This is a genomic window from Microbacterium sp. NPDC087591, from assembly GCF_044743625.1.
Taxonomy (GTDB): domain Bacteria; phylum Actinomycetota; class Actinomycetes; order Actinomycetales; family Microbacteriaceae; genus Microbacterium.
This window is the reverse complement of record NZ_JBIUWU010000002.1, coordinates 744,706-759,492: the sequence shown is the minus strand read 5'-3', so window position 1 is coordinate 759,492 and position 14,787 is coordinate 744,706. Positions and strand designations below refer to the sequence as shown.

Sequence of the window (14,787 nt, the reverse complement as noted above, 5' to 3'; positions counted from 1 at the left end):
ACAGATCGCGAGATCGGAATATAATTTCGATCATCCGATCGAAAAGAGGATCTTGTGAGAGTCATGCGAGCGGTGCTGCGGGTCCGAGGGGGCGCTCGGGCGCTCTTGCGCCGGGTATTGGTGAGTCGAGGCTCTCCGCAGTTGGAGCCGTTAGCGTGGCCGACGGGGGTGGCACTGTACGGCATAGGGGTCCGCGATGCCGTGGTGCTGGGCCTCGGGCCACGTTCCACCGATGGCGTCATCCGTATGTGGTATCCGGCTCATGCGCCGTCGACTCTCGCACCGCGACGCTACTTCGACGGTCCCGATGAGCAGCAGATCATGACGGATGGGCTGGCATGGCTGCTCTCGGCACGCGGTGCGCGCGCCCTGGGCAGGTGGCGCACGCGGGGTCACAGCAACGCACAACCCGCGGGGGAGAGGCTTCCGGTGGTCTTCTTCTCCCATGGGTTCACCGGCTTCGTCGGGCAGAACACTCACCTCTGCGAGCGACTGGCGGCGGCCGGCTATCTCGTGATCTCGATCGCCTATCCGGAGGCGGCCGCATCCATCTGCGCCCCGGATGGCTCCTCACACGTGATGTCCGCCGCTCAGCGTCATCGCCTGGTCGGTGACCAATTCGCGAGAGCTATGGTGCGCCTTCTGCGGGCGCGGTCCATCGATGCCGAGAACCAAGCCATCTCGGAGGTGACAGCGGTGGACACGCTTGCGAGAGAGAACGACGGCTGGTCCGCCTACCTCGCAGCGATGCTGGACGCGCTCGTTCCCGTCGATCAGCGTCGCGCTCGAGTCGACGCTGCGACGGCCGCGATCCTCGATGCGGGCGACTGGTCGCGGGTCGCGCTGATGGGCATGTCCTTCGGCGGGTCCACGAGCGCCAACGTCGCACACCTGGATGAACGTGCCCGGGCTGCGATCAACTTGGACGGCATGCAGCAGGGGGCCATGCTCCTGGGCCAGGACATCCGTGTGCCGCTGCTCGTCATGTCATCTGCTGGGTCCGTGCTGCCATCCGGCCGGGTCGTGAACGACCTCCACTACGAGTCTCGGCGAGCGGCGACCGGGCGCGTCCAACGCGTCCTCGTGGCAGACGCCGGGCACTACGCGTTCAGTGATCTCGTCGCCTTCGGCGCAGGGCGCACGCGTGGACTGCTCGATCTCGGCACCGTGGACCCTGAGCGGATGCTCACTGTCGTCGCCGACACGGTGACGGCGTTCCTTGTCGACGCCCTAGGCCCCGTCGGCGACCCAGAGACGGATGAGACGGAGGCGTCGTGATGCGGGTGGACGAGTACGTACGGCACGATGCGACGAGCCTGGCGGGGCTGGTGGAACGGGGAGAGGTGAGCAGCGACGCTCTTGTGGAGTGCGCTGCGACGGCCGCCGCCGCGCTGAACCCGCAACTGAACGCGATCGTGTCCCCCATCGACGTGGGAGCGACGCCGACCGCGGGGGGACTGTTGCACGGTGTGCCGATTCTCACCAAGTCCGGGCACGGAAGGAGAGGTGGTCCGGCCGGAGCCGGCTCGCGATTGCTTGCGCCGTTGTACGTGCGTGAGGATGACATCTTCTGCGGACGGCTGCGAGCGGCGGGCGTCGCATTCGTGGGCGCGACGACAGCTCCCGAGTTCGGACTCTACGCGGTTACGGAGTCCCAGCTGCATGGGCCGACGCGAAATCCCTGGGACCTGACACGGACGCCGGGGGGATCGAGCGGCGGGTCCGCCGCTGCCGTCGCTGCAGGCATCGTTCCGGTGGCGACGGGGGGCGACGGGGGTGGGTCCATCCGGACTCCTGCGCACTGCACGGGAGTGTTCGGCTTCAAGCCGAGCCGCGGACGAACCCCGTTCGAGGGGAACTACCTCTTCAACATCTCCGTCAATCACGTTCTCACCCGTTCGGTGCGAGATTCCGCTGCGTTCCTCGACGTGACTCAGGGGGCATATCCAGGGGCCCGATACCGTACTCCGCCGCCCGCCGGACCGTTTGCTGCGGCAGCCGCCACCGAACCGGGACCGATGCGAGTCGGCTTTGCCACGGCTCTTCCGGGCTTCGCGCGCGCCGACCCCGAGTGCTCCGCCGCAGTCCATGGGGCCGCGTCCGTGCTTGAGAGCATGGGCCATGACGTGACGGAGTCTTCCCCATCGGTCAACTGGGCAGAGTTCTTTGATGCGTTCATGTGCGCGTGGACGCACTCCTTGCCCTGGACGATCGAGCGTGCGGAGCGACTTGCCGGCGTCAGAGCGGATGCAGAAACCTTGGAACCGATGACCCTGCGGTATATGGAGCACGGTGAATCGGTGACTATTCGCGAGCTTTTGGAAGCGGACCAGGTGTTCCGACGGGTCACGCGCGCCGTCGACGATTTCTTCGCCTCGTTCGATATCTGGCTCACGCCGACGGCGGTGAGCGAGGCTCCGGCGGTTGGGGCCTTCGACCCGGCCGGCGCCGAGGAGTCCGCACATGAGTACTCGATGCGGGTGTTGCGCGACTATTCGGCGTTCACGCCGCTGCTGAATGTGACGGGACATCCGGCAGCGTCGGTACCCATCGCGCGCAGCTCCCGCGGGCTCCCCGTTGGCGTCCAGATCGTCGGACCGGCATGCGACGACGCTCGGGTTCTGGCGGTGTCGGGGCAGCTTGAGAACGCCATGCCGTGGCGAGACCGTATCCCTCCCATCTGGGCAGGAACTCGACACGAGGAGGGAGGGCGATGACCGACGCGCGCACGGCGTGGCCGGCGCCTCAGGGACGACTTCTTCTGGCCGGATCGGCGTTGGTGCTGGCCTTCAGCGCGGTGGGCTTCCTCGTTCAGACGTTCGGGATCTTCGCGGCCGCGCTCGAGGACGAGTTCGACTGGTCACGCACCGCCACCTACAGCGTGCTGGCCATCGCCACGTTGCTCACCCCCGTGCTCATCCCGCTGACGGGGTGGGCGTCCGATAGGTTCCCTGTGCGCGTGCTTGTCCTGTGCGCGCTCGGCGCCGAGGTCGTCTGCCTGGTGCTGCTCGGTATCCTGCCGACCTCTCGGATCGGTTTTGCCGTGCTATTCCTGGCCACATACGCTGCGAGCTTCGGCGCGAGCGTGGTCCCCTTGGCGCGAAGCATCAATCTCGCATTCAGTCACCGCAGAGGTGCTGCGCTGGGACTGCTATTCGCGGGGGCCTGCCTGGGCGCGATCGTGAACCCGCTCGTCGCGGCCATGTTGGTGTCGACGGTCGGATGGCAGGGGGCGTTCATCGCGCTCGGCCTCCAGGTGACGGTGCTCGCCGGTATCCCCGCGTTGCTGTTCATCCGTACCCTTCCGTCCCGGCACGTGGCACGACGGCCGCAGACAGAGCAGTCGGCGAGCTGGCGAGCGCTCTTCGGCACGCGGGCCATGTACGTCGTTTTGGGATGGGCTCTGTTCGCCGCGATCGGCTATGGCGGGATGCAGGGCCACCTCGTGCCCCTGCTCGAAGAACGGGCGCACAGGCCAGAGGTCGCCGTGCTGGGCCAGAGCCTGCTGGGAGTCGGGCTCTTGGCGGGCAATATCGCCGCCGGGATCCTGCTGGACCGCATCGCCGTTCGAGTTCTCGCGAGCCTTATGCTCATCCTCCCGGTCGGCGCCCTCGGCCTCTTGCTGGCTGTGCCTCCGGGGCCGGGCGATCTCGCGATCACCACAACGATCGGAATCGCGACGGGCACCGAGACGGCCGTGCTCGCCTATGTCGTCTCCCGTTATGTGCCCCCGGAGATCAACGGGCGCGGCCTCGCCACCGGCATGGTCGCCGTTGCTCTGGGCGGTGGGATCGGGACCATGCTCGGTGCGGTCTCGCACGATGCGACTGGCAGCTACCACCTGTTCATCACGGCGAGCGCCGCCTCGCTCGTCGTCGCCGCCATCTGGCCGTGGGCGCTTCCGGCACGTCCGCTCCTGGATGAACCGCGGGGTTCGTCGTCGATTGCCGGAAACCATACCTCTGACAGAGATATCGCTTGACCATGGTCGATCAGACGCCCACCAGAAACACCATCCTCGATTACCTCGCCCTGCATCCACGGAGCGGATGCGCGGTCCGGCACGCTGCTGCCCGAACACCGTTCTGGGGCCTCAGCGCTGGTCAGCTTTGCCCGCAGCGGTCGTTGTTGGGCTGGATCGTTCTCGCCTACGGGGTATTCCAAGTCTCTAGGTTTGCTCCGTCGGGTTCGGTGACGTCGTGGGACATCGTGGTGCTCCTGGGCAGCGCGCTGCTGGGCTGCGCGCTGGCCACTCTGCGGGCGTTCACGGTCCGCTTGGGTCGCAAGGACGGCCAACTCATGCAACAGGGCACGGTGATCACGGCGGCGCTGTGGATCGTCGGCCTGGGGCAGCATCTGCTCAGTGAACTTCTGATGCCCACTCCGGCGCTTGCGCAGGCGACGCTGCTGGCGTATTTCGGGCTCGTGATTCTCGTGCAGCGTGGTGTGCTGCTCGGCCGCGCCCGCGCGGCCGGACATCTACAGGGGAGGAGAGCGTGATGAACCAGACGCAGGATCGCGTCGGATTCCTCGGCCTCGGCATCATGGGGGAGCCTATGGCGCTTCGCCTGGTCCGCGCCGGGGTGCCGCTGGTGGTGTGGAACAGGTCACCCCGGGCCGCGGAAACGTTGGCGTGGGCGGGAGCAGAGGCAGCCGAAAGTGTGGCGGACGTCTTCCATCGCTCGCGGATCGTCATCCTCATGCTCGCCGGAACGGTTGCCATCGACGCCGTCCTCGGACCCGCAGGGCACCGCCAACCCGAGCTCTTCGCAGGCAAGACGATCGTCAACATGGGGACGGTGTCCCCCGCCTACTCGCAGCAACTCGACGATGAAATCCGCGCTGCAGGCGGCGTGTACGTCGAAGCGCCCGTGTCGGGCTCCCGCCGGCCCGCCGAAGGCGGTGCTCTCATCGGGATGCTCGCCGGCCCGGAGCGAGCAGTAGGCGAGGTATCGCCGATCATCGAGCATCTGTGCTCGTCCGTCACCTACTGCGGCGCGATCCCGGCGGCGCTCACGATGAAACTGTCCGTCAACGTCTTCCTCATCGCGATGGTCACCGGCCTCACAGAGTCCTTCCATTTCGCCCAGCGGCACGGGCTCTCCCTCGACGCACTACGTCAGGTCCTCGACGCCGGTCAGATGTCCTCTCCGATATCTCGGCTGAAGAGCGAGAAGATCGTCGCGAACGACTGGGCCCCGCAGGCGGCGATTCGGGACGTGTTGATGAACAGCGCTCTGATCACCGACGCCGCACGCGGCCGAGGAATCGCAAGCCCACTCTTGGACGTGTGTCGGGCCCTCTATGACGAAGCAGTGCAGCGCGGCGATGGCTCACTCGACATGGCCGCTGTGGTCCGCGCGATCGCCGACCGGACGGCATCGACGCCTACGCGCCAAGAGCCCGGTGACACGATCTCCATCCGCCGCTCCAGGGGGGATTCTGACTATTCAGCCTTCGCTGAGATCTGGCGACGAGCGGTCGACGCGACACACGACTTCCTCGCGATCGGCGATAGAAACGCGATCGAGGCGCGACTTCGCGCCGAGTACTTCCCGTCTGTGACGCTCTCCGCGGCAGAGGTCGGCGGTCGGACGGTGGGATTCTGTGGAACGCTCGATGGATCGCTGGAGATGCTCTTCGTCGACCCCGCCCACCACGGCAACGGAGTGGGCACTGCGCTTCTCCGACACGCCATCACGAACCACCACGTCACCAAGGTGGACGTCAACGAGCAGAACACCTCAGCGTTGCGGTTCTACGAACACCACGGGTTCGAGATCGTCAGACGCAGCCCCATCGACGAGGCAGGTCGCCCCTACCCGCTGCTGCACTTGACGCATAACGCCACCCGGTGAGGCACCCGCATCGGCTCTTCCCCGACCCCACGCCCGGTCACTGTGAGAAGGTCAATACGTTGTCGTCGACACCCCCGTGAGAGAGCGTCGTGCGGCTCGGAGCGATTGATGGATGCACGCGTCGGACTCCAGGGCGGCAACGCGCCGGTGGTGTGGTCGCACGCGGGCAGAGGCCCGGAAATCAAGGAATCCGACCGACAAGCCCCGGAGAACCGGAGAACCACGCGGAACTCCGGGGCTATTCTCATGCCCTCCTTCGGCCGGAATGACGGCCGTCTCAGAGGGCTCTCACAACAGGAGCGAGAACCTGCTCAGGGGACGAGCACGATACGTCCGAACACCTCGCCGGCATCCATGAGTCGGTGGGCGTCGGCGGCGGCGCTCAGCGGGAGGGTGGTGTGAACCACGGGGGAGAGGACACCTCGAACGGCGTCGTCGAACATCTCGCGTCGCACCCGGGCGAGTTCGTCGCGTGGCACGGTATCGAGGCTGAGGGTTCCGAAAGTGATCGATCGGCGGAAGCCGGCCAGAAGTGCGGTGCCGAAGTCAGCGGGCGGGAATCCGCCGACCACGCCAACGGCGATCAGGCGACCGTTGGGCGAGAGTCGCTCGATGAACCGGGGAAGATCGTCGCCGCCGACGATGTCGAGGATGACGTCGAACTCGGCCGGGGCTTCTGGATCGCCCGCGCCGGCGCGGTCGAGCAGGTGGGTGGCGCCGAACGCCCGCAGCCGCTCCCCGCGTTCGGGAGATGACGTGGTGACGGCGATGGCGCCGGCGCCGGCGCGAGCTGCCAGCTCTACGCCTGCCAGGCCGATGCTTCCGGCGGCGCCACGAACGAGCACCGATTCGCCCGTGACGAGGTGAGCACGTTCGAGCGCGAAATGCGCGACAGGTGCCGCCCCGCCCAGGGTCACTGCGTGGATGGACGTGAGTTCGGCTGGCAATGCGACGATCTCGTCGGCGCGAGCGATCACGTGCTCAGCGTACCCGCCTGAGATCCCCGTGAACGCCCAGACGCGGCGACCGAGCCATGCGGGGTCGACATCTGCCCCGGTCGCCGTCACGACGCCGGCGGCCTCGCTTCCCGGAATCATCCCCGAACCGCGGGTCGCATCGGCGATCCCGCCTCGGCGGATCACGACATCGACACCGCCGACGCCGATCGCTTCTGTTCGGACGAGGACCTCCCCGGCTCCGGGCGTCGGGACGGGAAGCTCCACGAATTCCATCCCACTCGGGTCGCCGAAGGTCCGGATGACTACTGCGCGCATGGGTGCACTCCGTTTCGAGGCGGGGGATCGAACCCGCCTTCCGAAACGTAACGGACGCCTGCGTCCACTTGGCTAAAGTGAGACACATGCCCGCCACAATGCCTCAGGCCTTGCGTTCCGACGCGAAGGAGAACCGCGACCGCGTCCTCGCCGCGGCTCGCGAACTGTTCGGGACTGACGGCCTCGACGTCACCATGCGGCAGATAGCTCGACATGCGGGGGTGGGGCCGGCCACGCTGTATCGGCGGTTCCCCACGAAAGCCGATCTCGTCCGTGCTGCCTTCGTGAATGAGCTCGACGCCTGTCGCTCGATCGTGGTCGATGCCCTTGCCGACACCGACCCGTGGCGCGGGTTCTGCCACATCATCGAGCAGGTCTTGGTGCTCAATGCTCGGAATCAAGGCTTCACGGACGCGTTCCTCTCCGCCTACCCTGATGCGGTCGACTTCCGCGCGCAGCGCGAGGATGCAGTGCGAGCGATCGTCGCCGTCGCCCGTCGTGCGATCGATGCCGGCGCCCTGCGATCCGACTTCGTCCTGGACGACTTCCTGATCGTCCTGCTCGCGGCGCGGGGACTCTCCCGCACGACGGAGGCGGAGCGCGCCCGTGCTGCGCGTCGCTACTCGGCGCTCGTGATCGACGGACTACGCGCATCCGATCGGCACGGACCCCTACCTCCTGCGCCGGGGCTCATCCCGAGTGTCATCCCAGGGTAGACAGCGTGCCTCCCTCATGAAGGGTGGGCGACGACTGAGAGCTGGGACCTGATGCGCGCAAGTCATGCGATTGCTGACACGGGGTCTCAGGTTCGATTCCTGTCAGCCTGACCCGAGAAGGCCCGGAGACTCGTAAGGGTCTCCGGGCCTTCTGCGCGCATCGTGAAGTTCTCTGCCACTCAGCGCTGGCTGTCCACGAGGCTCGTCCGGTGGGTGCGGGTCGAGATACCCACGGCGATGACCGTGGCGATGGCGAAGGCGACGAGCATCACGACGATGTACATGTTCACGCCGGATGCCGACGGCGTCGAACTGTCCGGGATCGAGGTGGCGCTCAGGATGCTGCCTCCGACGATGTTCATCACGACAGCTCCGACGCCGAGCATCACCTGTACGAGCGAGGCGACGACGCCCTGCCTCTCCTCCGGCACGAGAGCCGTCGCGAGGTTGAAGCCGGAGGTGACCAGCGCCCCGGCGGTCAGCCCGAGCAGGCCGGCGCAGATGGCCGCGGGCAGGAAGGCGCTGGTGGAGAAAAGGAGTCCGAGACCCGATGAGAGACCGATGAAGGCGCCTCCGGCGAGCGTACGAGCAGAGCCGATGCGGGAGCCGAGCCAGCCGGCGAAGATCCCGCCGATCGCGGCGCCCAGGGCGGGGAGCGCGAACATGAGGCCGAGTGAGCTCGATTCTCCGGCGAGACCGTATCCGAGGCCTGCGTCGGGCGGTGTCTGCCCGATGATGCTCATGAGTTGCAGGAGCGCCTGATATGCGCCGGTGCCGAGCACGACGACGAGCAGGGTCGCGACCAGAGGACGCGTCAGGCGGCGCAGATCGACCACGGGCTGTGGGGTGCGCAGCGCCGAGAACACCCATGTCGTCAGAAGGCCGATCCCCAGCAGCAGCATCACGACCAGCCCGGCGCTCGTCCACCCTGCCGTGGGCGCGAGGCTGATGTACGCGAGCACGCCGGCGAGGCCGAACCCCAGCAGGAGCGCCCCGAGCACATCGAGTCGACTGCGCGCATGAACCGGCGACTCGGGCAGGAAGGCGCGCACGGCGATCGCCGCGATGAATGCGAGCACTGCCGACACGACGAACACGGCGCGGAAGTCGAAGGCCGCGACGACCGCTTCGAAGAGGAACGGTGATGCGATCCCGAGGATCGCCGAGCCGGAGGTGACGATGCCGACGGACGTCATCCCGACACGGGCGGGGAACATCTGTCGGATGTAGACGACGGTGATGAAGACCGAGCCCACGGCGGTCCCCTGGATGACGCGACCGAGCAGGAAGATCCCGATGTGGGGGGCTACGAGGCAGATGAGCGCACCGACGCCGCCGGCGAGCAGTGCGAGGACGAGGACGCGGCGTTTTCCGTAGATGTCGGCGCTCTTGCCCAGCAGCGGTGCCCACATGGCTCCCGCCAGAACGGCGCTGGCGTTGAGCCAGGCGCTTTGGTCCGTGCCGAAGAACTCGGCCATCTGCGGCAGCACCAGCAACGGGGCGACGATGACCGTGTCGACGAGGGTGTTCGCGACGATGAGGATCGCCACCCACCAGACGAGGCGTCCGCGCCATCCGTCGTGATCTCTGTCGGCGAGGGCTGTCGAGGGCGAGGGGGTCTGGGTCATGGCTCACTCCGGGAGTCGGTGCGACGTGTCGTCGCGAATGTTGTGGACATTGTGGGAGGGCGGTGTTGCACTCGATCGAAGACGCAGGAAACGGGCATGGTGGGTGCATCCGTCGAAGGAAAATTCGTCCAGCGAGCCGCGGGCGAATGAAACGGCTAACATCGGCTGACGTTGCTCGGCTGCTGCGGCTCGCGGTTGCCCTGGAGAGCATCGGAGGAGAAGGTTGACCCATGACGGTAGATGACTCGCGCGTGCGTCGGCCCGGCGGGCGGACGCGGCTCGTCACGGAGAGGCTGCGGGCGGCTGCGCTGGAGATCGTCGCCGAGAACGGGATCGACGGCCTGCAGTACGAAGAGCTCGCGTCCCGCGCACAGGTCGGGCGCGCGACGGTCTATCGACGGTGGCCGAACCGCGACGATCTGTTCCGCGATGTGCTCACGCATTTCGCTGAGACGTCGGTGCAGATCGAAGACACGGGCGACATCGTGCGCGACCTGACGGTCTTCCTGCATTCGTTCGCCGAGGCATCGGTCACGCCGGCTGGCCGCGCAGTGCTCCAGATCCTTCTGCGTCGAGTCGACACTCAGGATGGGCTGCACCGGGTGGGAGTGGAACTGCTGGATCGCCGCACCGGCGAATTGCAGAGTCGCCTCGACCGGGCGACGGAGGTCGGGCAGCTGCCCCCGGTCGAGGCCTCCTTCGTCAACATGATGCTCGTGGGACCGGTGCAGTGGTTCGTGCTGCGCCGGGAGCGGCCCTTCGCCCTCGATGATGCTCGGGAGATCGTCGAGCTCGTGTTGGCCGGTTTACGGCGCCGCGACGTCGGCTGAGTCCTCGATTCTTCGCAGACCTCTCCGAGCAGGTCCATTACCGGCGACTTGTTTCACAAGCGGTCGCCTTCGCGCTTATCGAGATAGCATGTCTCATTAACGGGCGGGGTTGGCTCGCTCCGACGAAGGGACTCACCATGGTTGACACCTCGAGCTTCGGATGGGACGGCCACGTTGCGCCCACGCCGTTGGAGGAGTACTCGAAGCGCTACGCCGACTTCTTCGAGATGCGTCGAGAGGACGGCATCCTCGAACTGCGCCTGCACACCGACGGCGGCCCGTATGTGCACAACTGGGCGGCGCACAACGCATGGAATCGGGTGTGGCAGGACGTCGGCAACGACTCCGAGAACCACGTCCTGATCATCACGGGGACCGGTGACACCTGGTTCAGGGGCGACCCGCGCCAGACCTGGCCCAAGCCGCTCGTGGAGGAGACCCCGGACTACATCTTCCAGCAGACGATCGACGCGTGGAAGCTGATCGAGAACTTCGTGAACAACATCGACATCCCCACCATCGCTGCGGTGAACGGGCCGGGGATCCACACGGAGTTCGCCCTCATGTGCGATGTGACACTCGCCGCGGAGGACGCCGACTTCATGGACCCGCATTTCATGGTCGGAACCTCGCCAGGCGATGGACTCGCTCTGGCCCTGCAGCACCTGATGGGCACCAAGCGCGCCGCCTACGCCATCTACGGCGGAACGGGGATCCCCGCACGCAAGGCTCTGGAGTACGGTCTCGTCAGTGACGTGCTGCCCCGCGAAGAGCTCCTCCCCAAGGCGTGGCAGCTCGCCCGCGACATCATGAAGCGTCCGCGGTTCGCACGCTGGTCGACGCACAACATCATCAACCGGCCGTGGCGCAAGCTCGTGACCGAGGACTTCGGATTCCACTTCTCGCAGCAGTCGTTGGCCACCGTCGCCGCCAAGACCCTCATCCCGGTCCCCGAGCTGGTCGCTGACGCACGCGAACGCAAGGTCTGGTGATCCGGATGGTGGGGGCCGCGGCCACGAGCATCCGCACCGGCGCGGGCGTCACCTCGTTCCGCGCCGATGGCGCCGGGCCCCCGCTGTTCCTTCTCCACGGGCTCCAGGTCGGGCAGGAACTGTTCGACGGGCTGCGCGCGCACCTGACGACATCGTTCACGGTCATCACCTATGACCAGCGCGACCGGGGCGAGACCGTGTTCGAAACCTCGCCCTACACGACGGACGATCTGGCCGACGATCTCGCCGCGCTCATCCAGGCGCTCGGCTATGCCCGCGCACACGTTCTGGGAACGTCGTTCGGGGGGATGGTGGCCCAGGCCTTCGCGCTCCGTCACGCCGACCTCCTCGGCGGGCTCGTGCTCGGCGCGACCTCTCAGGCCCCGTTTCGCACCGAGCGAACCGCCGGGCCTGTCGCGGACCTCCTCGTCGCGCTCGCGCATGGCGATGAACCGCGTGCCAGGGCGACCCTCGCGCACCTCGTGCCGTCGGCGCCCTCAGCGTCGCCGACGGAGGGAGCGTCGACGCATCCTGACCGTGGCAGCGGGCTGATGCGGCGCTTCGGTGCGACTCATGGGTTCGACACACGTGGCCGACTCGGCGAGATCGTCGCCCCGACGCTGGTCATCCACGGGCGCGAGGACGCCGCTGTGCCCGTGGCGGACGCCCTGTCGATGGTCGACGAGATCCCGCGGGCAGATGCGCTGCTGCTCGCGGACTGCGGGCATGCGTGGGAGAACGAACGCCCCGCTCGTGCGGCGTCCGCCATCGCGTCCTTCCTCAGTGATCCACGCCATCCGCAGACGGTCCCCGCGCTGCTCGACGCCTGAGCGTCACCGCACGCGCCGCCCGCCGAGAGTGACCGACCGGATGCGCGTGCGCAGCGCTCGAAGATCGTCGATCTCGCCGTCCACGACGACGAGATCGGCGATCTTCCCCGGCGCGATGACGCCGAGATCGTCCTGCCGCAGCAGCGCCGCGGCATCGGCGGTGGCTGCGCGCCATGCATCCGCAGGCGTCATGGAGGACGCTTGGGTCATCAGCAGCAGCTCGTCGAGGTTGCCGGCGGAAGGGTGGCCGTACGGAGGTGAGTCGGTCCCCATCGCGACCTTGACGCCGGCCTCGACGGCTCGAGCGAAGCTCGCCCGGTGGGCGGCGACAGCCTCCCTGGCGAGAGCCTGGCTCTCTGCCGGGATCGGCACCCCGCGGTCCGCGGCATCGACGATCGCCTGGGTGGCGGACAGCGTCGGCACGAGCCACGCATCCGTGCGGAGCAGGAGATCGATCGCCTCGTCGTCGAGGTGGTACCCGTGCTCGATCGAACGGGCTCCGTGCCGCAGCGCCGCCTTGATCCCTTCCGCACCCTGCGCGTGCGCGAAGAAGTAGGTCCCCGCCGCGGCCACCTCTTCCGCGATCGCAGCGAGTTCGTCATCGCGGAAGTGCGCATGCCGCGGATCATCTCCCGTCGACATGACTCCGCCCGTGGTCGCAACCTTGATCGCGTCCGCCCCGGCCCGCAGGATCTCCCGCACGCCACGGCGCACGTCGTCGACCCCATCACGGACCGAGCGCGGCCGTCCCGGGTGTGGCATCATCATCGCCATCGAACGGCTGCCGCCGGAGGGGAGATGCAGATCGCCGTGACCGCCGGTCTGGGAGAGCATCACGATCGCGGTCTGCAGTCGCGGTCCTTCGATCAGGTTCTTCGCGATCGCGCGCTTGACGCCGGCATCCGCTCCGGCCGCGTCCCGCGCCGAGGTGATGCCCTGATCGAGGAGAAGCGACAGGTTGCGCACCGCCTCGTAGTAGGGGAGCGAGAACGGCTCCTGCTCGCTCCGAGCGACGTCGAGGTCTCGTACCATGACGTGCACGTGGCAGTCGAAGAGACCTGGGACGACGAACGCCCCCGTGCAATCGACGGCCTCATCGCCGTCCAGTCCGACCCCGACATCGACGATGCGATCTCCGATGATGGCGACGTCGGCTTCTGTCGTCGTGACGCCGTCGAAGACGCGCCCTCCGGTGTAGACCGTGCGGGTATGCATAGGTGGTGTTCCTCTCAGCACTCGACGACATTGACGGCGAGTCCGCCCTGCGCCGTCTCCTTGTACTTGTCGCTCATGTCCGCGCCGGTGTCGCGCATCGTCGCGATCACCTGGTCGAGCGAGACGCGGTGCTCCCCGTCGCCCCACAGGGCCATGCGGGCGGCGTTGATGGCTTTCGACGCCGCGATCGCATTGCGTTCGATGCAGGGGACCTGTACCAGCCCGCCGATCGGATCGCAGGTGAGTCCGAGGTTGTGCTCCATGGCGATCTCGGCGGCGTTCTCCACCTGACGCGGAGTGCCGCCGAGGATCTCAGCCAGCCCCGCCGCGGCCATCGACGACGCCGACCCGACCTCACCTTGGCATCCGACCTCGGCGCCGGAGATCGAGGCGTTCGCCTTGTAGAGCGTGCCGATGGCGGCTGCGGTGAGCAGGAACCTCTCGATGATGTCCTCGCGTGCCCCGTCATCGGCGGAAGCCGCAGCAGGGGTGTAGTGCAAGGCGTAGTACAGCACCGCCGGAACGATGCCCGCCGCGCCGTTCGTCGGCGCCGTCACCACGCGCCCGCCGCTCGCATTCTCCTCGTTGACGGCGAGAGCGATGAGGTTCACGCGATGCTGCCAGTGCTCGTGGTCGTGGTCAGGATCCTCCGCGGCGAGGCGTGCCGCCCACGCGCCGGCGCGACGCCGCACTTTCAATCCTCCTGGTAGCACTCCGTCTCGCCCGAGTGCGGAGCGCACGCTCGACTCCATGACGTCCCAGATACGGCGCAGCCCCGCGCTGATCTCGTCGTCGGTCCGCCGAGCGCGTTCGTTCTCGCGCATCACTTCGCTCACAGCGAGTCCCGTCTGCTCGCATCTGGACAGGAGTTCGGCCCCTGAGGAGAACGGCAACGGGATGGCGTGCTGTGCGGTCGGGAAAGATGTCGTGTCCTCGCCGTCGCGGAGGATGAACCCGCCACCGATCGAGAAGTACGTCTGCGTGGAGAGCGTGCCGCCGGCGGCATCGAAGGCCGTGAACGAGAGCGCGTTCGGGTGTCGGGGGTGAACGGTCAACGGGCGCAGGATGAAGTCCTCGACCTTGCAGGGGACAGGGTGCCGTCCGCCGAGCACGACTGCACCCGTGCGCGTGATCTCTGCGAGTCGCGTCTCGACCTCCGCCGGGGTGATCTCATCGGACCGGGCGCCTCCCAATCCCAGCAGCACAGCCGTGAACGTGCCGTGCCCGGCGCCCGTCGCGGCGAGTGAGCCGAAGATCTCCACGCGCACGGTCGACACGCGAGCGATCACCGTCTGCGCCTCCAGTGATGAGGCGAAGTCCGCTGCGGCCTTCATCGGACCGACCGTGTGAGAACTCGACGGACCGATCCCGACCGTGAAGAGGTCGAACACTCCGACTGTCGACTGCGCATGCGTCATGGAACGTACGCTAGGCAGCGAGTGCG

Annotated in this window: 13 protein-coding genes; 9 read left to right on the top strand and 4 right to left on the bottom strand. The window is 67.4% G+C overall.

Annotated elements, in window-relative coordinates:
- Window positions 1-168 precede the first annotated feature (168 nt).
- Genes ACIOVG_RS14260 through ACIOVG_RS14240 form a run of 5 tightly spaced genes read left to right on the top strand, consistent with a single transcriptional unit; the run spans window position 169 to window position 5,858 of the window.
- Window positions 169-1,278 carry a hypothetical protein gene (locus tag ACIOVG_RS14260; protein WP_400874612.1) on the top strand — a complete coding sequence of 370 codons (1,110 nt, stop codon included), beginning with the start codon at window positions 169-171 and terminating at the stop codon, window positions 1,276-1,278.
- Entirely contained in the window at window positions 1,278-2,717 is a 1,440-nt protein-coding gene (locus ACIOVG_RS14255; RefSeq protein ID WP_400874809.1) for an amidase, read from the top strand. Before ACIOVG_RS14260 ends, ACIOVG_RS14255 begins: the two co-directional genes overlap by 1 nt.
- Window positions 2,714-3,982, top strand: a complete 1,269-nt coding sequence (locus tag ACIOVG_RS14250) for an MFS transporter (protein ID WP_400874609.1) — start codon at window positions 2,714-2,716, stop codon at window positions 3,980-3,982. Before ACIOVG_RS14255 ends, ACIOVG_RS14250 begins: the two co-directional genes overlap by 4 nt.
- Window positions 3,979-4,500, top strand: a complete 522-nt coding sequence (locus ACIOVG_RS14245; protein WP_400874606.1) for a hypothetical protein — start codon at window positions 3,979-3,981, stop codon at window positions 4,498-4,500. The genes ACIOVG_RS14250 and ACIOVG_RS14245 overlap by 4 nt, the downstream gene beginning before the upstream one ends.
- Window positions 4,500-5,858: an acetyltransferase gene (locus ACIOVG_RS14240; protein ID WP_400874603.1), complete on the top strand. Its 1,359-nt coding sequence runs from the start codon at window positions 4,500-4,502 to the stop codon at window positions 5,856-5,858. The genes ACIOVG_RS14245 and ACIOVG_RS14240 overlap by 1 nt, the downstream gene beginning before the upstream one ends.
- A gap of 311 nt (window positions 5,859-6,169) precedes the next feature.
- Here the strand turns inward: ACIOVG_RS14240 and ACIOVG_RS14235 are convergent, their stop codons facing one another.
- Window positions 6,170-7,090, bottom strand: coding sequence for a zinc-binding dehydrogenase (locus tag ACIOVG_RS14235; RefSeq protein ID WP_400874600.1), 921 nt, complete (start codon window positions 7,088-7,090; stop codon window positions 6,170-6,172).
- 128 nt (window positions 7,091-7,218) lie between these two features.
- On the opposite strand from ACIOVG_RS14235, the gene ACIOVG_RS14230 reads away from it, so the two are divergent.
- Window positions 7,219-7,848, top strand: a complete 630-nt coding sequence (locus tag ACIOVG_RS14230) for a TetR/AcrR family transcriptional regulator (protein WP_400874597.1) — start codon at window positions 7,219-7,221, stop codon at window positions 7,846-7,848.
- Window positions 7,849-8,027: 179 nt separating this feature from the next.
- Here ACIOVG_RS14230 and ACIOVG_RS14225 read toward each other — a convergent pair whose 3' ends face one another.
- Complete coding sequence (locus ACIOVG_RS14225; RefSeq protein ID WP_400874594.1) at window positions 8,028-9,476, bottom strand: MFS transporter; 1,449 nt, start codon at window positions 9,474-9,476, stop codon at window positions 8,028-8,030.
- 230 nt (window positions 9,477-9,706) lie between these two features.
- Between ACIOVG_RS14225 and ACIOVG_RS14220 the strand changes: the two genes are divergently transcribed.
- The 3 genes from ACIOVG_RS14220 (at window position 9,707) to ACIOVG_RS14210 (ending at window position 12,128) form a co-directional block, all read left to right on the top strand.
- Window positions 9,707-10,306, top strand: coding sequence for a TetR/AcrR family transcriptional regulator (locus ACIOVG_RS14220; protein ID WP_400874591.1), 600 nt, complete (start codon window positions 9,707-9,709; stop codon window positions 10,304-10,306).
- A 137-nt stretch (window positions 10,307-10,443) separates the two neighbouring features.
- Window positions 10,444-11,298, top strand: a complete 855-nt coding sequence (locus ACIOVG_RS14215; RefSeq protein WP_400874588.1) for an enoyl-CoA hydratase/isomerase family protein — start codon at window positions 10,444-10,446, stop codon at window positions 11,296-11,298.
- Between the two features lie 5 nt (window positions 11,299-11,303).
- Complete coding sequence (locus tag ACIOVG_RS14210; protein WP_400874806.1) at window positions 11,304-12,128, top strand: alpha/beta fold hydrolase; 825 nt, start codon at window positions 11,304-11,306, stop codon at window positions 12,126-12,128.
- Between the two features lie 3 nt (window positions 12,129-12,131).
- Here ACIOVG_RS14210 and ACIOVG_RS14205 read toward each other — a convergent pair whose 3' ends face one another.
- Together ACIOVG_RS14205 and ACIOVG_RS14200 are read right to left on the bottom strand one after the other, a co-directional pair.
- Window positions 12,132-13,343: an amidohydrolase family protein gene (locus tag ACIOVG_RS14205; RefSeq protein ID WP_400874585.1), complete on the bottom strand. Its 1,212-nt coding sequence runs from the start codon at window positions 13,341-13,343 to the stop codon at window positions 12,132-12,134.
- Between the two features lie 14 nt (window positions 13,344-13,357).
- The gene (locus ACIOVG_RS14200) at window positions 13,358-14,761 is read right to left on the bottom strand and encodes an L-serine ammonia-lyase (RefSeq protein WP_400874582.1); all 1,404 of its coding nucleotides are present in this window, start codon (window positions 14,759-14,761) and stop codon (window positions 13,358-13,360) included.
- Between the last annotated feature and the right edge of the window lie 26 nt (window positions 14,762-14,787).